This is a genomic window from Rummeliibacillus pycnus (genome assembly GCF_002884495.1).
Classification (GTDB): Bacteria; Bacillota; Bacilli; order Bacillales_A; family Planococcaceae; genus Rummeliibacillus; species Rummeliibacillus pycnus.
Map to the genome: position 1 here is coordinate 3765781 of NZ_KZ614145.1, position 19353 is coordinate 3785133.

Genomic DNA, 19353 nt, shown 5'->3' on the forward strand with positions numbered 1-19353 from the left:
ACTTCTGAAGCAGATTAGAGTAGAATCATTATCGACTGTCTTAATAATATTTTTCCACTCCATTAAAAATGTTCTATATTATAAATTCTAGATATTTATTCAATATATTTTATGTCTTTCCAAATATCAATAGAATTTCTATTATCTTTAGCTAACTGATTAATACTGCGCTGATTATTGTAACACCAATAAACAAAAGATTTAAAATCCTCAACGGATAATTTATTCTGTTCGGCTAAGTATTCAACTACCGATTCGAATTCTGTTTGATATTCTTGAAATCGCTTAATCCACTCAAAAGGATTATTATTATTTTTGCTAGCATTGAGACTTGTGCTAAGAGGAATTATATTCCCTTTAAATGTCCCCGCGTGGCCACTATCTAAACAAATAAAATGGTCGAATTGTATATCAGTTGATCTTGAAAGAGCGCATTTATATGAAAAATGTTTCTTTATTTCTTCTAATTCTTGTTCAGTTAAAGTGTCAGGTAGGGATTTTTTCCTGGCGCTATAATTTAATTTATACGATGTAACCCTATTTTGATTTTTGATATTCCAGTCTCTAATTTGAAGCTTTCTCTTCTTTTTATTATCTGAATAATATCTTCGAGATTTTTCTTTCCAACTTTCAGGGGCATTAGTATAGTTCTGTTTTACTCTATTTCTATATTTTTCAGGGGTCTTGTAATAGGAATGTTTTTTTCTTTGACTAACAACATCTTTATTCTCTTCTCGATATTCCTTATGCCATAAATGCTCGCATTCCATGCATATTGATACTTTCTCACCTGGACCTTTACCATTTCTGAATTCAACAAGGATTTTAACAACTTTACATTTTGTGCATTCTTTTCCTTCTAATACTTGGTTATTAAATTCTATTTTCTCAATAGGAATATTACGTCTCATACTGGTCTTGTTTCTACACTTACGACAAACGGGATTTCTATTACCGAAACTGCTTCCTTTGTGGAAGTTTAATAAAAATTTTAATTCCTTACAAGAATTGCATTGTTTAAGGATGATTTCATTATTTTCATAAATAAGTATTATATTAACTTTTCTTCCCTCGCAAATAATATGTTCAGCAGATATGTTTGAAAGGTCAAATTCATGATTTTGTAATGAGATCTGGAGAAAATCTTTACCGGTATTTATTGATAATGTATTATTTTTACAATTTACTTCAAGTGGGAAAATTAGTGTTTTTCTAACACTATTACTTTCACATTCTTTACATTTAGGTCGACACTTTCCATAAGACCTATCATGTTTACTAAATGCAAGCAAAGGAAGTATCTCAAAACAAGAATTACATTGCTTTGCAATAATTTTATCTTCATCATATAAAATGAAAATATCTGATCCTCTTCCGTCAATTTTATGAATAGCACGTAGATTCATGTATGGACTAACATCCAAATTTTTATTAAATATAAATTCATTCAATGACTGATCTTTAAAAATAAAATATTCTCTAGTAACTTCGACGGTAAGTGAGGTTTCAATTGTTCTTTTCATTTTATGTGATACGCAGCTTTTACAGGATGGTGATGTGCTAGCAAAGTTTGACTTGGAACTATGAAATTCATCAAGATCTAGTATTTTTTTACATATACCGCATTGTTTGGATATTACTTTTCCATTATTATAAATTGCTATCATTTCATATCCGTTGTTATAAGTAATTAGTTCTGCAGTTAATCTCGATAAATCATTTATTTCTTTTTTTATTTTAAATTCACATAAAAAGTCACCTTTAGAATTGTAAATAAAGAACACTTTATTATCTTCGATTCGAATATCTAAAACATTTTTTTGCACTCTAGCTTCCCCTAATTGACATATTTCCCTTTATAAATTAGATAATAAAAATCCTACCCTTTATAAAATTTGTGAGGAAGGGTGGATTTTTATTTATCTCTTCCTTTTATTCACAGTGACCGCTTAAAGTGGTCAATTTTATTATGAACATATTACTTAGTATTTATAATCAAACATTATTGGAGTTTTATACAATTTAGATACTAATTTTAAATAATTTAAATTGATTTATTTCTATGGTAAGTTATCAAACTTTATCTTAAAGCAACATTTTGTTCAAAATCCAAAGAATATTTTAGATGTTATTTATGATTTATTCAGTAGAGAAATTAAAGTACATAGTATAAATTGGGGATTAGCGAAAACACATCAACTGGTAGATTGACTTTTTCTATTTTTAGTGCTTTTGTTGAATTTGCACGTGATATGATTGTTGAGAGTACTTAGGAGGGGAAACAGTTATCAAAATCGACCGAGTTTTATGGAAGGATATTCTTTGACAGAAATAACTGGGATATCGGAAAGTACTTTACTTAAAATGAAGAGGAACCTGAGATAGAATAAAATTAATGATTATAAAGGATTGTGCAATATGCTTAAAAAGTTTTCTTTGTTAGAAAAGTAACTAATAGTGTTTGGAGGAGAATAAGATGGAGTTGATTTATACATGGATAGAAAAATTCAGAAATTATAATGAGGCTGAATTAAATTTTAGTGAAAAATTCATAATCAAATATGATAGGTACAATGAAAACATTAAAATAACACCCAACAAATCTTATAGCACGATTTATCCTGAGTATATAACAAATATAAATGCTATAGTTGGGAAAAATAGTGTAGGTAAGACAAATTTATTAGATGTAATAGGACTAAGAGCAGATGATAGAAATAAGCATTCCGCTGAGTTTGAAGTAATTTACAATAAAGAGAAAGGACCTTATCGAATACCACATGATGTGAAAGCTGAAATTAAGCATTCGAAATATTTTTTTATCTATTATATGGGGAAAGATAATAATGACCAAGACTTGTTTTGCTTTGAGGGAAATGATATTGAGAGTTTTCAAAGTATATTAAAATACAAATCAGGTTTAAGTCTTGGTTATTGGAAGAGTAAATATTGGTTTGGATTTATATGTAATTATTCAGAAGGAAAATTAATACATAAGTATGATTTAAATACACATTTAGGAGAATTCAAAAGAGAAATCCATGAAGATGGTATAAGATACTATGGCGATTACAAAACCGAAAAGGAAAAACTTGTAATAGTGTCACTTCGTGAAAATCTCAGCAATAAATATTATAACTATAATTCTACTAAGCCAGAAGATGATTACAAAATTTCAGTCCCTCGAAGAAATGCAAATTTTCAATCGAAATTTTTAGAAATGAAAGTAAAAATGCTATATAAACAATTACAAATACCTAAAAGGCTTATGTTTCAAGATAGTAAATATACGTTGAAATTTGAATATAATAGTTTCTTTTTAGAGAACAGTTTTGATGATGAAAACAAATTACTAATGAGTTCTTCATATAGTGAACTTGATGGAAGAGAAAAAAAGGTATGTAGAGTACTTGAATCCTTTGTACATTTCTATTTTAATCAAATAAACGATAAATTAAGTAATGTGATAAGAGAAAAAATAAAAGGAAAGATATTGAACATTAATGTTAAAAGAAAATCTCTAAAAGGATATGTGAATTATTATTTCGATATCATAAAAGTAATTTCAGATTATTTCTTTAATGATAATGATGGAACAAATCACGTATTAAAATGCTATTCTGAATTAGCTGAAGAATTATCTAAGAATAAAAGTATTAATTTTCACGAGAAATATATAAGTATGGATATTACAAAAAAAGCTCGTATTAATGAAATTATAAAAATAACTGAAGTAACAGTTGATGAGAAAATAAATAGTAACTTGATCGAGATGTTTACTGTTTTTGGTGATTTCTTTGATTATTCAATTGATAATCTTAGTGATGGTGAAAGTGCATATTTAGGTTTTTTTGCTTCATTATATGAACAAGTCTCCATGCTTACCCCTTCAAAAGAAAAGTATATTTTATTACTGGATGAGCCAGAGGAAAGGATGCATCCGGAACTAGCAAGAAATTTTGTTAATGAATTAATACGCTTCTTAGGAGACTTAAGTGAGGGGGGAAAGATGTTTCAAATTATCATTTCAACACATTCCCCATTTATTTTATCTGACATTCATTCAAGTAATATCATTTATTTAGAAAAAGATAATACCGGTTATAGTAAAGCTATACTCAGAAAAGTTAACACTTTTGGGGCCAATATCCACACTCTATTAAAAGATGGATTTTTTATGTCATCAACGATGGGTGAGTTTGCATCTAAAAAAATAAAAGAAGTTATTTCATTTATTACTGAAAGCAATATATATGATGTAACTGAAGAACAAAAAAAAGAGTGTTTAAATATAATCAATTCTATAGGTGAACCATTAATACAAAACAGAATTATGAAAATGTTTAATGATAAATTCCTATTAAACTATACTGATTTGTATTACGAAAATTTAAAACTAAAAGGGAAGATAAAAACATATGAAGAATCTAGAAATATTTCACAAACAATTGAAGTTTTAAAGAAACAAATAGAAAATCTCCAAATACATGTTGTTGAATTAGAGGCTAAGCATAATGATAAGAATTAAAATCGATGATAATCTAAAGGAAGATATAAAGAAGGGACATTATGAAGATAATAGTGTAAAATTCGAAAACATATTTGAAAAACTAAAAGGAACCCAAAAATATCAAAAATTGGTTTCCTACTTTTATGATACGTCTGGAAAAATCGATAAAAAGAAACTTGAAATGTTGATTATTGGAAATAAGAGTGATTTAATTGAAATTATTAATAATATAGGTAAGATTCCAATGAGCAAAAAAGATCCATTTGAAAAGTTATATACAAATTTCACTAAGCGACTCTGGTCAAAGATTCTTTTGGAAAAATTAAATGTTAGGGTTTGTCCATACTGCAATAGGCAGTATACATTTACTTTAGGAAATGAAGGAATTCGGCCACAATTTGATCATTTTTTTCCAAAAAGTTTATATTCTTATCTATCGATTTCTTTATTTAATTTAATTCCTAGTTGCAGTATATGTAACTCAAAAAAGCAAGCTTTAGACACGTATAAAAAAGATTTTTATTATCCATATGAAGATGAATTCGGAAATGAAGTAGTATTTCAAACATCCCTTATTAAAAACGATTTTTTATATTGGACAGGGGTAAGTAATAATTTTGATATAAAGTTGGTTTATCAAGAAGAAAATTGTAAGGTAGAAAATCTTAATAAGTATTTAAAAATTGAATTATTATATAAAGAGCATAAAGATTACGTTAGGGATATTATTCGAAATGCGGTAATTTATAATGATAGTAGAATTGAGGAATTATTAGAGCAATTCCCTGATTTATTTGAGTCAAAAAATGAAGTTATTAATTCAATTTTTATGGGTTATGTTGATAAAGAAAGTTGGGGGAAGCGACCTTTAGCTAAATTAACTCATGACATATTTGAGGAATTTAAAATATTTCCAAATGAATAGAATCTATGTAAATAAGATTAAAATTAAGATGATTTTATTACAGATTTATTGAATTAAATCCATAATAGTGTTTAATGATTAATATCCCATTGGCAACTGAGAATGATTCTGGAACAGGAAAAATTTTTACGCAAATTTTACACAGGCGTTGCACATAAAACCTTATAAATCCAGTGTGTATGACGTTATTTCGACCTCGATCACCAGTTTTGGGGAAATATCCATATTATTATTTAGAAAGAAGAGATATCTCTAAATATAAGTATTTAAAACAGTATCGCAATAAAAATTCTCGTCTCCGTAAGCAATTTTTTAAAACGTAGTCAAACACGTTGTCAGAGATTTAAAAAGGGTGCTAAAAACCCTATAAAACATTGATATAATAGCATTCTTTGAAGAAGTAGGTTCGACTCCCACCGTCTCCATATTACGAAATCAAATGGTTTCAATGAGTGTCAAAATCCTTGATATTTAAGGGTTTTGGCACTTTTTATATTTCATTTAATTTCAATGAATGTCATTTGAACGTAGTCAAAAACGTATTCAATTAATCTGCTACATATTCTACAAATTTTCGAATAGCAGATGTCTTTTTCTCTTTAGATACATGAGCATAAATATTTAAAGTAGTTTGTACGTCGCTATATGTCCCAAACGGTCTTGAACTTCCTTGATACTTACTCCTGCTTCAAATAAAAGCGAATAATGTGTGTGTCGTAACCCGTGTGTTGTAATAGGTTTAAGATTATATTTCTTTTGAAATTGATACTTTTTTTGAAAACCATAGCTACTAATTTGAAAAGAAGAGAAATTGTCTTTATTATCAACGAGCGTATAATGATAGTAGAGGTAATTCCTCTTCTTTTTATTGCTCTTACAACGCAACTAGAAGGAGAATTATCATGCCAAAGAAAAAAACATCTACAATTTGAGAAGCACATCATTTAATTGATGTGTTTTTTTATTTCACATTAAAATTCATATTTTATAGTTAAAAAGAGCAGATATTATATGATATCCGCTCCTTTATTTGAAAAATCTTTTAATTTTATAACCACTTTAGACTCACTATTATTCGTGAAAATAGCTTCATTTACACCACTAATAGCAGCTAACATTTTATTTGTAATAAATAAATTATATTCTTCTGCTATTTTTAGAGGAATTTCATGCCCTTTTAAAATGTTATTATCAATAAGTAATTCAAATGCTTGTTTGAATACAACGGGTTCTGGTACAGGTGTTGTATTATCAAATGGTTCTGGATTTTTCCATTTTCGATAATGCATTTGCTTATAAAGTTTAATCTCTTGTTCAGAGGAAATAATGTCTAAATCTCTCGCTCTTTTAATCATAGCAGCCATTGAGACTTTCCATATCTTTTTAAGACTATAATATGAATCAATATCATCAATGATTTTTTTTGTTAAGTCCATTGTAAAAGTATCTTTTGGTAATAAGAAAGCAGAAGCAAATCTATTAGCTTCTTCTTCCATTGTTTTATATTCATCTTTATCAAGTTCTTGAGGGTTTAAATCTTGGTGTAAAATCCAGTGACCAATTTCATGAGCTAGGCTGAATTGTTGGCGATAAAATGAGCTTGAATGACCAGTTGCAATAACATAATATTCATTATCATTTATCTTATTTAAACTACCAAATGCATCTACTTTATCTTCTTGATAATCGGTGTTGATTACGGTGAAGCCCATTGATTCCGCAATTTCTACTATATCTTCGATAGGCTGATCACCAATTCCAAGTTTTTTTCTTAGTAGAGTTGCTAAAGTTTCAAAATCTAGTTGTTCATCGTTATCTAAGTCTACATGCAAAAGTTCAGGGAATTCTAAATAACCTTCTAAAAAATCTCTTACAATGACTGTGTATTTTAATAGAATTGATGCAGGCTGCTTAGACTTTTGTGTTGCAGTTAATCTAGATCGGAAAAATGTACCTTTGTTTTCCACTTTAGAAATATCTTCTGAATAAAAAAATTCTCTAGGAAAATCCAGAATTTTAAACAACTGTAATGACTTTTCAAAAGTAGGTTCACTTTTTCCATTTTCGTATTTAGAAATCATTTGTTTTGTGACATTTAACTTCTCTGCTAGTTCAGTAATTGATAATTTGTTATATAATCTAGCTTCTTTTAACCGTGATCCATTAAATATCTTATTCATAAATAAAACTCCAAACATAATTATATTGATATTATTTAGTTTTTAATTTTAATAAACTTTTCTTCTTCCCATTTTTAGAAGTTCCTTCTTGAGGTAATTTTACTTGACTGCTAGAAGCAAATTTCTTAGGTGTAATATTGTCAGATTCCAAAATAGAACTGTAATCAGTTGTAAGTAGGTGCGATAAATTTTTCGTAAATATTAGCTCATTACTTGTATTAAATGCCAATGCCTTAATCGTTGTATGAAGAGAATTATCCTCAAATGCAAAAATAAAGAATTTTTCGGGAATGATGGCAGAAGAATTAATCATTTCTTTTGCTAAATTGAGTAGTTCATCTTTATTCTCTTCTACTCCAAACAAAGTAGTTTGTTGACTAATAGGTGGAAGATGGTCATAAGAAGCATTGAATTGGTTTAACAATTTAGTATAGTGCTGACCATCACTTTTTAATACATTCTTTAAAGTTTTTGCCTTCATAAAGGCATATATTTCTTTAGTTTTGACATTAATCACAAACATAACTTCCCAAAGATGTGATCTACTAACTTTAAGAGGTAATAAATCTAATTTATGTGCTACTTCGTAAATATTATTATATCTTTGATCCCATTCAAATGTATGTTTACTATTTGAAGTACCTTTCCCATGCTCATTATTAATTGCCTGTAAGTAGAGCTCTTTTCGTTCAGGATCTTTATAAATTACTCTATTTAAAAGTACAGATAAAACTTCAGACTTAATAGATAATTCCAAATTTAAAACCACCTTTCTTTTCTTTATGATAACTATTGTTGTTTTGTAAGTCAAATATAAATCTTATTTTAGAAAAAAATAAATAAAAGTCAACTAACGAAGAAAGTATTATAAAAAGTAAGGTTTATTACTATAATTTTATGTATTAAAAGTATTAAATTATATTTATAGTTATATAAGTGCTTTAATTAACCAAACTTATACTCGAATTGAAGACTTGGAGGAACGAAGTAAGGAACGACTTGAAGATATAGAACGTGAACGAAGTATCCAGTTACAGACTATTAAGCCTATTACACAACTGCATATACAACCAATTGAAAGGTCAGCGAGGGTAATTTCAAAAGATTTTATCGAACTTGTAAAAGAATATGAATATCAAAATGGCCAATTAAATATTCGTGAAATGAAAGCGTTCGGCTTAGTCGATTTCACAAGTGAAGAAGATGGTAATACTCGATTTATTTTATTAACATCATCACTAGAGTTGCTTTCACAACAATTAGAGCTTAATGATTACCGAGAATTAAATGGATCAGTATATGTTTATCTGATAGATCAACATAAGATTGTTGAAGAAGTGAAAACGGAAAAAATCATCGGAATTTAGTTTGAAGGAAAAAATTTTAATGTTTAACGTTCTTTTTACCTTTATATTTTAGAAATTTGAAGTTTGAAGTCAACGAAAGTTCCTCGTTTTTGCAACCAAGCAAACTTAAAAAACGTGCAAATTGGGTCGGATTTAATGTTTAATTACAAGGATAATTTGATGGGTATTCAAAGTAATTTGTCGGCTCGGAAACACCTAATTTTTGTGAGTGTTTGCGTTTTGAGATGGGGAAAATACTAAAAAACGACTCAACGTTTTTGTCTAATTATAGGATATATAATTATGAAGTTGAAAAAGGGTTGAAAAAGGTTAAATTCATCAATAGCTAATTGCTAATTTAATTATTTTGTAAGAAAATTAGACTAGATAATCCTAATATCTAGGAGTGACATTATGTTATTAACAATTTGTATTATTGCAATCATAGTTAGTATCTTATTAATTGTACTCATGATGAAGTGCAAAAAAATCAACAAGCAAATCTGGAATTATTCAGCGAATTAAAACAAAACTTGAATTGATTGAGCAAACAATTCCAAAACAGTCATTGAAAATTTTTTAAAATTGAAAATTCCACTCAGTGAATCGCAGTTTCCGATTTCTAGGAATTAAATTTCTAGGATTTAAATATATTTTTTATAAGAAAGCGTGGGTGACTTAAAATAGTGAAATTTAATGAATACAACGTAATAGTTAGAGATGAATATTTAGATGCTTACAAATCATTTGTCTTAAAAGACTCCCTTGATATGTTGCATTATTATGGTATTGGAGGAATTGGGAAAACAACTTTAAAAAAAGATTAGTCGATATATAATATAAGTCTTGCACAAAGCCAATTAGCAAAGGGGAACTTTTGTATGCTTTACAACTATTCTAATTTTAAAATCATTTTTTTTACACTGAGTCTTATTGCAACTTTAGGATTTTTAATAGTATATGGTTTTTTATACGGATACTATTTTAGTGGGACTAATTTTTTTGATATTTCTTATTTTTCATTCATTTCTAGTTTTATACCTTTCGATATAAGAACCCTCTCTTTTGTCTCGGTTTTTTTTATCGCCATATATTATTTTACCTCTAATTTTATTTTATCTATTTCTTCAAAAAATAAAACAATTTTGATAATAAGTATATGTTTGTCGGTTCTAGGGTTAAATTTTGTTATAGCTACTTTCTTTTCTAATGAAATATCATGGAAAGCAAATTTTAGTTTTTTAATTGCATGGTTATATATTGGTGGTATATTAATTTCAATGTATTTAATGTTTTCTTTAATTAATAGTGATCCAAAAATATTTAATCATTTTATAGGGATTTTATTATTAGGAATAATTTTATTTTTATTATTTATAGCAGAAGTCAATAGTCTAGTAGAAATTAAATATTCAGAATTGAAGCCATTTATTGAGAAATATTTATTCTCGTTAGAACTTTTAATAGCTAATTATACTTTAATACTGGCATTAATTATACTTTGTTCAAGTTTAATGCTTTTTAAAATATCAGTTGATAGAAATAGATTTCATTGGTTTTATTACACATATACTTTATTTTTCATAATTGAAATATTAATAATTTTTATAGTTAATAAAGAAAATAGATTAGCAACCACATTTATTATAATGATTACTTTGTTGATTGGATTATTTTTATTTTGCTTAATAATGTCAATAAAGTATTTTAAAAAAGTAAAAAAACAGAAAAAATATATACCTGAGGAAGAAATAACAAAACAAGAGGATGTTGAACATTCTAAAGAAATTAAAAATTCAAGTATGCTATTCCAAATAATAAAAATGGCTATAAAATTAATGAAAAATAAAGATTATGGTACAAAATTTAAAGTTTTTATGCTAAGTATTATATTAATTTTAATAATATTTTTACCTAGATTATCTATTTATACTGGACAAACAATTAGAAATTTAAATATTGAGTCACTTGAAAAATATGAAGTGATTTATGTTACTAAGGATGATAAAAAACATAAAGTGACAGCTAATTATTTCATTGAAACCGATAATCATCTTTACATATCTAATGAAAAATGGAAATTATATGTTTTGAAATCAGATAATTATTATATTGAAAGTATAAAAAAAGCATCTAATTAATATATATTTTGAAAATAAATGCTGAAGACTCTAACAATATTGGATTTCAGCATTTTTTATTTTATTAAAGTAGCGATTGACTAAGAATAGAAAAACATAGTTGTTATATGCCTAAATACTCTTCGAATTTTTGAATAGCACTTTCTTTTGCCTTAGCAGTAACATGAGCATAGATGTTCATTGTTGTTTGAATATCAGTATGACCTAGACGAACTTGTACTTCCTTAATTTTTGCACCTGATTCAAACAGTAAAGAACAATGCGTGTGACGTAATCTATGAGTAGTAATTGATTTAAGATTATATTTCTTTTGAACTTACATGATCCATTTCCAAGTTTTCGTAGGCTGTAAAAACTCATTATGTTCATTGCTGAAGACTAATTGATTAGGTGATTGATTAGGTGATTTTGTATTGAGCCTAATTTAAAATAGTCTTTTTTTGTTTCTTTTGCCATTCTTTTAAAATAGCTATTGTACGAGAATCCATTGCGATAGTACGTGCAATACCTGTTCTCGTTGATTTTAAATATAATTGATTATTTTTACCGCGTGAAATTGCTTTATTAATGTGAATTTTATTGTCTGTAAAGCTAATATCGTTCCATGTAAGTGCAAATGCTTCACCTTTACGCATACCACTAAATGCTAAAAGGCAAATAAGGTATAGGCTTTCACATTCTTTTCTTTTTCAAAGCAAGTCGCCTAAACGAACGAAATCTGCTACGAACAATTTCCTATACACGGTGGGCGTTTCATATTTACCGCTCCATGACAAGGCAATTGAAACTGCAAAAGAAGTTGGTCCAGTAGAACTCAAAAGGGACAATAAAAAAAGTAGTTTTCTTCACGCTTATGAAAGTATTCAAAAGCAAGTCGAAAAAGGAAGAATTGGCTTCAAACGCAAATATGTAAGATGCTAAACAATCGCATCGTATAACGAATACGATTCAATGATCGTGGGTGTTGATCCAAAATGGATTGATGCCCTTTTTTGTTGAGCTTATTTTATTAACGAAGCATAATATTCAGCGTTTCTAATGGTATCTTACACATAAATTTAGTAATTCATGCATTCTCTTGTATTTCAAGCCTATCCTATATTTTGTGTATGCACATAGAAAATACAAGGACACTCCTCCTATTTAAAGTGTGATTGCTAACAATTACAAGATACCAAAGAATACCCATATATCAAAGTTATTTACTTTTAAGCAAGTGCCAAATAGCCTAAAAAAGGGTATTGAATGAATTTATGTGATAGAATTAACTGTAAAATAAATCGATGGACTGTTTAGATTAAAAATTTTATTGTTCATAAAAAAATCCTCCTTATAATCTGGAGGATTTGTACAAGGACTATATTAATTGGGGTACAAAAGAAAAGATAGTAATTAAATATTAGAATAGTGCAAAAAAATGTTGAAGTTGAATAGTTCCTGCAGAAGACAGTAATACAGCAGCTGCAGCTAAACAATTTACGTAAATAGATTTCTTTTTCATCGTATTCTCATCCCTTTCTTTTATTTTATATTAGTAAGTATATTAAACAAAAAACAATTAAAATAAAATGTAAACAAAATGATACATATACCTTGAAATTAGGGGGTTATTAAATGGAAATTGGCCAAGTAATTAAAAAAATACGTACAAATAAAAACATTACACAACAATCACTAGCCAATGCGATCGGTATGACTCGTCCCTATATTGCTCGGATTGAATCAGGAAAAAATAGTATTTCGTCAGACAAGCTTACTGAAATATTGGATTATTGTAATGTATCTTACAATGAGTTTTTCTATATGAAAAATGATTATAAAAAAGAGTCAAAAATGAATGACTATAATAAAGTAATAAAATTATACTACGAAAAAAATATGGAGGGAATTTCAAAAATAAAAGATGAAGCGAAAAGAAAATATGAAGAAAATAATGATATTTTTTTAAGGCATTTATATATTTTGTGCCATTGTATGGAAAACGACTTGGATGTTAATAAAATAGATAAAGAATATACTCAGGAAATAACGGATTATTTATTGAGCATTGATGATTGGTGCTATTATGAGTTGGTTGTTTTAAATAATTTTTTATTTTTATTTTCTCCTGCTCCTGCTCTTTTAATGTCAAAAAATTTACTGAAATATGCAGAAAAATATAAGGAATTGAATTCAGATACAAAAGTATTAAGTTATTTATTATTTAATCTTCTAGAATTAAGTATAAAAAATAATGACTTTGAGTCTGCTAAAACGTTATTGAATGCTACGAAAACATATACCAAAAAGAATACAGAGTTTTTTGAACTAACATTATCACTGTTTTATGAAGGAATGTTAAATATAGTAGATGATTTCATCATGGAGGGAATTGAAAAGTGCAATAAATCTTTGGATATATTCAGAACTTTAAGTAATGAGTATTTTTATACAAAATTAAAAGAAGACTTAGATCAGCTATTGAAGAAGAAACTGTCTGCAAAAAAATAAGCGTATAAAATAATACACAAAAAATTATTATTGCCTCTCAATAAGATTAAATATATATAACAGAGAATATATTTAATTGGTGCGAAATGCTTATTGAATTTTCAATTAATATGCATTTTGTATTATAAGGTCGGGTGGCAATAATGGGGAAAAAGTATAGTGGTTTTTATTCTTTTAAAGATCATTTAATATGTGTAAGTTTTAATCTTATTTTAATCATTTTATATGGAATTACTCTTTTTACTGTCAAATTAACAGCTGTCTATATTGTTATTTTTTCCATTGTGCTGATCGTGCAACTATGGTTAGCTACTTATTTTAAATTTCTTCATCAAGATATTGTGAAGAAACTTGTGAATATAGAAAAAAATATGGTTTCTGAAATAGAAATGAAGAAAAAAACCTATTTTGATCAAATTACGAATTTGCCAAACGAGCGATATTTATTGGATAAAATAAAAGAAAATTTGCAGGGGAATTCATGTCATAAAGCGGTATTAGTCTTTGAAATTGATCGGTTAGCTTCTATTAAGTCTTCTCTCGGCTCTCTTTATTCGGATCGTCTTTTAAGTAAGGTGGCACAAAGGTTACAAAATCAATTATCCAGTCAATTAATCATTGGTAAGTTAAGAGATGATCAGTTTGTCATTTTAATTGAACATGATCAAAGTCACGAGGATATTTTGAAGTTTTGTAAGCAACTTCAGAAAATGATGGAAGCACCTTTTGAAATTCAGTATTCTTCATTGAATAATAGTTTAAATATTGGCATTTCTTTTTATCCGAAAGATGCAGAGTCGGAGTTGGATTTAATAAAATTTGCTCAAATTGCAGCATGCGAAGCAAGAAATACACAAGATCATATTTCGTTTTATGAAGCATCCATGTCTGATGTGCGAACTGCAAAAGTAACATTAGAGAATGATTTGTTTAACGCGCTAAAAAACAAGGAGTTATTTTTAGAATATCAACCTCAAGTAGATACGATAACAGGTGAAATCATTTCAATGGAAGCGTTAGTTAGATGGCAACATCCTAAAAGAGGACTGATCTCTCCAGGTGAATTTATACCTGTTGCGGAAGAGTCAGGGTTGATTAATCCAATTGGTAAATGGGTTCTTGAAACAGCATGTTATCAAACAAAAAAACTACAAGTTCACTTAGGTAGACCCATTCAAATTGCAGTTAACTTATCGTTATACCAGCTCTATCAAGGGGATTTTGTTCAAACTGTGCAACAAATACTAGAAAAGACGGCATTACCACCACAATCATTACAATTGGAATTAACAGAAAGTATGACGATGAATACGGATCATCTTACACCAATTCTTCATGATTTAAAATCACTTGGTATGACATTAGCGGTTGATGATTTTGGGACCGGCTATTCGTCCTTATCTTATTTGAGGGATTTGCCGATCGATTGTTTGAAAATCGATTGCTCATTTGTCAAAAATATTCAACAAGATACAAGTAGTGAACCAATTGTGGATATGATTATTTCTATGGCAAAACATTTAAAATTAAAGGTGGTTGCAGAAGGGGTAGAAGAAGTAACGCAATTACATTACCTTATGAAAAGTGAATGCGATTTTGTCCAAGGGTATTTAATTAGTAAACCAATACCTTTTGAACATATATTCAATAACCTTTGTAATATACAACATAAAGTAAAAGAAATCATTAATAGCACTCAATCGAATATTACAAGATGAGGCTTTCAAAAAGTTCATGGAATTGACGTTTGAGGGTAGTCCTAAGCATATGAATCACTCTTAATTTGATTTCAAGCATAAAAACATTATCAGTGCCCTTTTTATATAGTATTCGTTAGAATTTTGCAACAAGTGTTTAATGTGGTAAAAGATAGCTTAAAGCAAAGTAGTTAAAGGGAAACAACCCAAAAAAGCCCTTGCAAGCTATCTTTCTTATAATTTCATGCTATTCTTTTGGCTAGATGTAGGATTACAGTTTTTTTACATATTTTGAACGAATATAAAGGGCGCCAAAGCCATCAGCTTTCCCTTCTAAATCGTGTCCGTCAACATCAACAAAACGAATATTTTTTACTTTTGAGCCTACTTTTATATTCGATGCTGCCCCTTTGACGTTTAAATCTTTTACAACGATTACAGTGTCCCCTTCTGACAAAGGATTGCCTACGCTATCGCGAATTATGCTCGCCTCTTCGGCTTCTTTTTGCTCATGTGCTGTCCATTCGTGTGCGCATTCTGGGCAAACAAATAATGCCCCATCTTCATAGGTATATGTCGATTGACATTGTGGGCAATTTGGAATTTGTTCCATCTTCTTTCCTCCAATAGCTTCATTTTCTCCTCTAGATTGCCATAAAAAGCTCTTTTCTACAATCTATTTCTACAATCGTCATAAAAAAGATAAAGATTTTCTATTATTTGTGGCTGATTTTGTTTGATAAATTCCACTCTCATTAAAGAAGAGGATGGGACAGAACAAAATTGCCACACCCAAAGCTGAATAATTGAACTTCATAGAATCAATATCATAAAGCATCTTTCTTTGAGAAAATATGATTATTCGATGATTAACATTATTTAGAATGGTGTGAAGTGGAGGACGGCGACTCCTGCGACGAAGCTAGCGAAGCGATGCAGGAGCACATCTTTTAAGGAACAAAGCCTAAGTACGCCACGTCCTGTGGCAACGGCTTTGTGATCAACATCGTGTTGACCCGAGGAGATTGAAACCAAGCCCGCGGAAAGCGCCGTCTGGAACGGAACACAAAACTGTATGTTACAAAAAAGTAAATATGAAATGTTCATGCTCTGTGTACTAATTCTTCATTATGAAATGGATTAAATAGAAAAATAATAAAAAGAAAATACTTTTTATCCCACCCTTTTAATTATTTTGCAAATAGAATCGTTTTCAAAAATAACTCTTCTAACAAGGTATTGTCTGTGACAGAGTGAATCATTGCTTTTAGATACTGTTCTCGATCTATGTGGTCATAGCTCCAAATAATATTCTTCGATAATGCAAAGGCTCGTAAAAAGATTCGGATCGTTCTGCCGTTGCCTTCTCGAAATGGATGTAACATATTGAGTTCAGATTTATAGAAAGCTAGTCGTTTTGCTGCTTCTTCAAGGGAATTCCATGAAGTTTCAGCTATCAATTGTTTGAACAAATCAGTGGCATTCGATGGCAGGTGTTGAAATTGACAAAACCGAGTATGCCCCTTAATGAGTTGTACATTACGGAATTGGCCTGCAAAGGTATAGATATCTTGGAAAAGATGTTTATGAAGGTTTAAGAAGTCATTGAGTGTAAAATCATTAATGATATAAGAACCTTGTTCTACTTGTAGGGCTCGAATGGAGAAGGAAAAAGCCTCTGCTTCTTCAAGTTGTTTCAAATCTTTGATACCTAATAAATTGGTTTTTAAAAGATACTCTTCATTTTCTTCAGTATTATACTTTTCCATTTTGTAGAGCTTTCTTAATAATGGAGGGCGTAATATCAATCCCAGAGTTAACAAGTGAAACAGCTTTTTTCTGTAATGAAGGATGTAGGGTCATGTTTTCTAACTGTAAGTTTTTAGTGACACGTTTCAATTCCTTAGAATTCATTTGAATTTGTTTCATTAGATAACTCCCTTCTATGATTTAATTATACTTCATCTAATGGATGGAAAGCGATAAATATATAGAGGGCGTCTGCATGTAGGCACTATAATCTACAGTTTACATTTTTTGCTTTTTAAGCAGTTTATTATGCCATTTTGACAGTAATAGTAAGGCAATAATCGATCCGATTAAAGCCATCGTCATATCCCATTCAGAATCAAATGGATCATTTTGAACACCTAGAAAACCTTGAGCAAATTGTGAGCCACTAGTTATTAGACTAGTCAGCATTTCAGCAATTTCATACAAGGCAGCAAGCGTCATTAAAATGCTAAACGTAAAGGTGATTAACCAAGCACCTATTTGTATGTGAGCTTTACGTATTAAGATCTCACGAATAACAATCGTAAAAAAACCTTTCATGAAATGTCCTAATCGATCATAATCATTTCTTTTTAGACCAAACTCATCTTTTATCCAATTAAATAACGGTACCTCTGAAAAAGTATAATGGGCGCCAATAAATTCTAAAATGGATAAAATCGCCATAATCACATACGAAAGCGTAGTAAAACGAAATCGCGAATATGTAGCAATGACGATTATTAGCCCCACTACAATAGGCCCTCCATCTGCTAACCAATCCATATAACTCTTTGGTTTAATAAGAGACCAGATTAATACCAATAAGACGATTAATAATAGAAATAAATGAAATTTCGAATGAGGTGTTTTGTTTCTATACATGGTTTTCACTCCGACCAACATATTTTCTACTTTTAGTATTAGAGAAAGATCAATTTACTATTCAATATTTAGGATTAGAAATTGCTTCTTTTATCTAAAAAGAGAATATCTCTCTACTTCTTCCAAAAATCTATCTTTCACAACAAGTTCATATATTTAAACCATTTGCTTTGTTATTACCTATATATTCAGTATCCTATTAGAAATTATAGGGAACAATGTTATGGAACTTACCGTCCTTCTTGTGAATTAATAATTTAGAAAATAGCATTTATACGGAATGCTATGGCATAATTTGTTATATATATCGAGAAATGAGAAGTGGTAGAATAGCTACTTTGAGAAGTATAGTTGTAAATCACTAAGAGGTGAAAAGATGTTAAACAAAAGAAAGCGTTTATTGCAAGGGATTTTGGTGGTTTCTGCAATTGAAATCCTATGCTTTTATTTTATAGGTAGAAATTATTTATTTGTTAATGGATTAGACAATATGATGATTTATATTGTTTTAGGAAATGTCTTCTTTTTTGCCAGCTATTTTTTATTGGTGGAACCTAGCAATTTTCGTAAGAAGTACATTCTAATTTCAATAGCTTATGCATTGTTAGTAGTTGCTCCATTTGTATATAAGAGTCGTGTCCCTAATTTTAATGTGGATGATGCGAAGCAAATTATCGAACGCACTGAAGGCGGACATGTTATAAAGGATCGTAAATTTAGTGGAACGATTGTAGACTATTCTGGACAAGAGGTATATATTATTACAATGGAAAAGAATAGTAAAGTTGAACGCTTTGCATTTGATCCAAATACAGAAAAATATTATACATTTGCCAATTAGAAAAGGGGCTTTAATATGGCTGAGCATACTTTTACTTTAACTGCATCATGGCCTGGAGGTCGTAATTCGGTAGGGGAAATTGCAACTGGACAACTCCAAACAAAGGTATCGATCCCTCCTGAAATGGATGGACCAGGGATTGGCACAAATCCAGATGAAATGCTTCTTGGTGCAGCCGCTACCTGCTACATTATTACACTTGCAGCAATGCTTGAACGAGCTAAACTAGAGCCAACTGAGTTAACGATGACTTCAGAAGGAATTGTTGATGTAACGAATGGTGTGTTCACCTATGTGAAAATTACACACAAGCCGAGAATCGTCATTTCACGTGATTATACTGAAAAAGAAGAACGTCATATCGTACGTCTTGCAGAGAAAGCTGAAAAAACTTGTATGATTAGTAAAGCGATTCGTGGAAATGTAGAAATAGCATTAGAAATCACAATAGATCATGAATAGAATATTGATAAAAACAGGCGATTACTCTTCATTGGGTAATCGTTTTTTTGTATTCATAAAAGATGCAGGTTCTATTTTAATATAATAACAAGTTGATAATTTC

Annotated in this window: 18 protein-coding genes and 2 pseudogenes; 10 read left to right on the plus strand and 10 right to left on the minus strand. The window is 29.2% G+C overall.

Features of this window, described 5'->3' with window-relative positions; all coding sequences use genetic code 11:
- Nucleotides 1-95: 95 nt before the first annotated feature.
- On the minus strand, nucleotides 96-1826 hold the full coding sequence (locus CEF14_RS18380; RefSeq protein ID WP_102694162.1) for a hypothetical protein: 1731 nt from the start codon (nucleotides 1824-1826) through the stop codon (nucleotides 96-98).
- 650 nt (nucleotides 1827-2476) lie between these two features.
- Between CEF14_RS18380 and CEF14_RS18385 the strand changes: the two genes are divergently transcribed.
- A complete protein-coding gene (locus CEF14_RS18385) occupies nucleotides 2477-4528 on the plus strand; it encodes an AAA family ATPase (RefSeq protein ID WP_102694163.1) in 2052 nt (683 codons plus the stop codon).
- Complete coding sequence (locus CEF14_RS18390; RefSeq protein WP_102694164.1) at nucleotides 4515-5435, plus strand: HNH endonuclease; 921 nt, start codon at nucleotides 4515-4517, stop codon at nucleotides 5433-5435. Before CEF14_RS18385 ends, CEF14_RS18390 begins: the two co-directional genes overlap by 14 nt.
- A 621-nt stretch (nucleotides 5436-6056) precedes the next feature.
- Here the strand turns inward: CEF14_RS18390 and CEF14_RS19510 are convergent.
- The 3 genes from CEF14_RS19510 to CEF14_RS18405 all read right to left on the minus strand — a co-directional run bounded on the left by CEF14_RS19510 (nucleotide 6057) and on the right by CEF14_RS18405 (nucleotide 8372).
- Complete coding sequence (locus tag CEF14_RS19510) at nucleotides 6057-6320, minus strand: tyrosine-type recombinase/integrase (RefSeq protein ID WP_407690465.1); 264 nt, start codon at nucleotides 6318-6320, stop codon at nucleotides 6057-6059.
- Between the two features lie 122 nt (nucleotides 6321-6442).
- Nucleotides 6443-7615 (minus strand): XRE family transcriptional regulator, encoded by a 1173-nt coding sequence (locus tag CEF14_RS18400; protein ID WP_102694165.1) that lies wholly within the window; start codon nucleotides 7613-7615, stop codon nucleotides 6443-6445.
- A 31-nt stretch (nucleotides 7616-7646) separates the two neighbouring features.
- Nucleotides 7647-8372, minus strand: a complete 726-nt coding sequence (locus CEF14_RS18405; RefSeq protein ID WP_102694166.1) for a DUF5986 family protein — start codon at nucleotides 8370-8372, stop codon at nucleotides 7647-7649.
- A gap of 217 nt (nucleotides 8373-8589) precedes the next feature.
- Between CEF14_RS18405 and CEF14_RS18410 the strand changes: the two genes are divergently transcribed.
- The 3 genes from CEF14_RS18410 to CEF14_RS18415 all read left to right on the plus strand — a co-directional run bounded on the left by CEF14_RS18410 (nucleotide 8590) and on the right by CEF14_RS18415 (nucleotide 11102).
- Nucleotides 8590-8982, plus strand: a complete 393-nt coding sequence (locus CEF14_RS18410; RefSeq protein ID WP_102694167.1) for a hypothetical protein — start codon at nucleotides 8590-8592, stop codon at nucleotides 8980-8982.
- Nucleotides 8983-9647: 665 nt separating this feature from the next.
- Complete coding sequence (locus CEF14_RS19130) at nucleotides 9648-9788, plus strand: hypothetical protein (RefSeq protein ID WP_170061543.1); 141 nt, start codon at nucleotides 9648-9650, stop codon at nucleotides 9786-9788.
- A gap of 54 nt (nucleotides 9789-9842) precedes the next feature.
- Entirely contained in the window at nucleotides 9843-11102 is a 1260-nt protein-coding gene (locus tag CEF14_RS18415; protein ID WP_102694168.1) for a hypothetical protein, read from the plus strand.
- Nucleotides 11103-11205: 103 nt separating this feature from the next.
- Here CEF14_RS18415 and CEF14_RS18420 read toward each other — a convergent pair.
- Both CEF14_RS18420 and CEF14_RS18425 read right to left on the minus strand, forming a co-directional pair.
- Nucleotides 11206-11400, minus strand: a pseudogene (locus tag CEF14_RS18420) (tyrosine-type recombinase/integrase); the annotation flags it as partial.
- A 121-nt stretch (nucleotides 11401-11521) separates the two neighbouring features.
- A complete protein-coding gene (locus CEF14_RS18425) occupies nucleotides 11522-11737 on the minus strand; it encodes a site-specific integrase (RefSeq protein ID WP_102694169.1) in 216 nt (71 codons plus the stop codon).
- 64 nt (nucleotides 11738-11801) lie between these two features.
- On the opposite strand from CEF14_RS18425, the pseudogene CEF14_RS18430 reads away from it, so the two are divergent.
- The 3 genes and pseudogenes from CEF14_RS18430 to CEF14_RS18440 all read left to right on the plus strand — a co-directional run.
- A pseudogene (locus CEF14_RS18430) lies at nucleotides 11802-12023 on the plus strand (DNA alkylation repair protein); the annotation flags it as partial.
- Nucleotides 12024-12716: 693 nt separating this feature from the next.
- On the plus strand, nucleotides 12717-13592 hold the full coding sequence (locus CEF14_RS18435; protein ID WP_102694170.1) for a helix-turn-helix domain-containing protein: 876 nt from the start codon (nucleotides 12717-12719) through the stop codon (nucleotides 13590-13592).
- A 143-nt stretch (nucleotides 13593-13735) separates the two neighbouring features.
- Complete coding sequence (locus CEF14_RS18440) at nucleotides 13736-15310, plus strand: putative bifunctional diguanylate cyclase/phosphodiesterase (RefSeq protein WP_102694171.1); 1575 nt, start codon at nucleotides 13736-13738, stop codon at nucleotides 15308-15310.
- Between the two features lie 250 nt (nucleotides 15311-15560).
- Here CEF14_RS18440 and CEF14_RS18445 read toward each other — a convergent pair whose 3' ends face one another.
- The 4 genes from CEF14_RS18445 to CEF14_RS18460 form a co-directional block, all read right to left on the minus strand.
- Nucleotides 15561-15902 (minus strand): zinc ribbon domain-containing protein YjdM, encoded by a 342-nt coding sequence (locus CEF14_RS18445; protein ID WP_102694172.1) that lies wholly within the window; start codon nucleotides 15900-15902, stop codon nucleotides 15561-15563.
- A gap of 577 nt (nucleotides 15903-16479) precedes the next feature.
- Nucleotides 16480-17058 (minus strand): Fic/DOC family protein, encoded by a 579-nt coding sequence (locus tag CEF14_RS18450; RefSeq protein WP_102694173.1) that lies wholly within the window; start codon nucleotides 17056-17058, stop codon nucleotides 16480-16482.
- A complete protein-coding gene (locus tag CEF14_RS18455; RefSeq protein WP_102694174.1) occupies nucleotides 17045-17218 on the minus strand; it encodes a Zn-dependent hydrolase in 174 nt (57 codons plus the stop codon). Before CEF14_RS18455 ends, CEF14_RS18450 begins: the two co-directional genes overlap by 14 nt.
- A 99-nt stretch (nucleotides 17219-17317) precedes the next feature.
- Nucleotides 17318-17947, minus strand: a complete 630-nt coding sequence (locus CEF14_RS18460) for a DUF2238 domain-containing protein (protein ID WP_102694175.1) — start codon at nucleotides 17945-17947, stop codon at nucleotides 17318-17320.
- A gap of 376 nt (nucleotides 17948-18323) precedes the next feature.
- Here CEF14_RS18460 and CEF14_RS18465 point away from each other — a divergent pair, with 376 nt between their 5' ends.
- On the plus strand, nucleotides 18324-18788 hold the full coding sequence (locus tag CEF14_RS18465) for a hypothetical protein (protein ID WP_102694176.1): 465 nt from the start codon (nucleotides 18324-18326) through the stop codon (nucleotides 18786-18788).
- 15 nt (nucleotides 18789-18803) lie between these two features.
- A complete protein-coding gene (locus tag CEF14_RS18470) occupies nucleotides 18804-19250 on the plus strand; it encodes an OsmC family protein (protein WP_102694177.1) in 447 nt (148 codons plus the stop codon).
- Nucleotides 19251-19353: the final 103 nt, after the last annotated feature.

What these genes read in the sequence shown, in the direction of transcription:
- CEF14_RS18400 (WP_102694165.1), bottom strand. Translation starts at nt 7,615, where the DNA reads ATGAATAAGATATTTAATGGATCACGGTTAAAAGAAGCTAGATTATAT.
- CEF14_RS18435 (WP_102694170.1), top strand. Translation starts at nt 12,717, where the DNA reads ATGGAAATTGGCCAAGTAATTAAAAAAATACGTACAAATAAAAACATT.
- CEF14_RS18385 (WP_102694163.1), top strand. Translation starts at nt 2,477, where the DNA reads ATGGAGTTGATTTATACATGGATAGAAAAATTCAGAAATTATAATGAG.
- CEF14_RS18390 (WP_102694164.1), top strand. Translation starts at nt 4,515, where the DNA reads ATGATAAGAATTAAAATCGATGATAATCTAAAGGAAGATATAAAGAAG.
- CEF14_RS18425 (WP_102694169.1), bottom strand. Translation starts at nt 11,737, where the DNA reads ATGCGTAAAGGTGAAGCATTTGCACTTACATGGAACGATATTAGCTTT.
- CEF14_RS18470 (WP_102694177.1), top strand. Translation starts at nt 18,804, where the DNA reads ATGGCTGAGCATACTTTTACTTTAACTGCATCATGGCCTGGAGGTCGT.
- CEF14_RS18450 (WP_102694173.1), bottom strand. Translation starts at nt 17,058, where the DNA reads ATGGAAAAGTATAATACTGAAGAAAATGAAGAGTATCTTTTAAAAACC.
- CEF14_RS18445 (WP_102694172.1), bottom strand. Translation starts at nt 15,902, where the DNA reads ATGGAACAAATTCCAAATTGCCCACAATGTCAATCGACATATACCTAT.
- CEF14_RS18460 (WP_102694175.1), bottom strand. Translation starts at nt 17,947, where the DNA reads ATGTATAGAAACAAAACACCTCATTCGAAATTTCATTTATTTCTATTA.
- CEF14_RS18415 (WP_102694168.1), top strand. Translation starts at nt 9,843, where the DNA reads ATGCTTTACAACTATTCTAATTTTAAAATCATTTTTTTTACACTGAGT.
- CEF14_RS18465 (WP_102694176.1), top strand. Translation starts at nt 18,324, where the DNA reads ATGTTAAACAAAAGAAAGCGTTTATTGCAAGGGATTTTGGTGGTTTCT.
- CEF14_RS18455 (WP_102694174.1), bottom strand. Translation starts at nt 17,218, where the DNA reads ATGAAACAAATTCAAATGAATTCTAAGGAATTGAAACGTGTCACTAAA.
- CEF14_RS18440 (WP_102694171.1), top strand. Translation starts at nt 13,736, where the DNA reads ATGGGGAAAAAGTATAGTGGTTTTTATTCTTTTAAAGATCATTTAATA.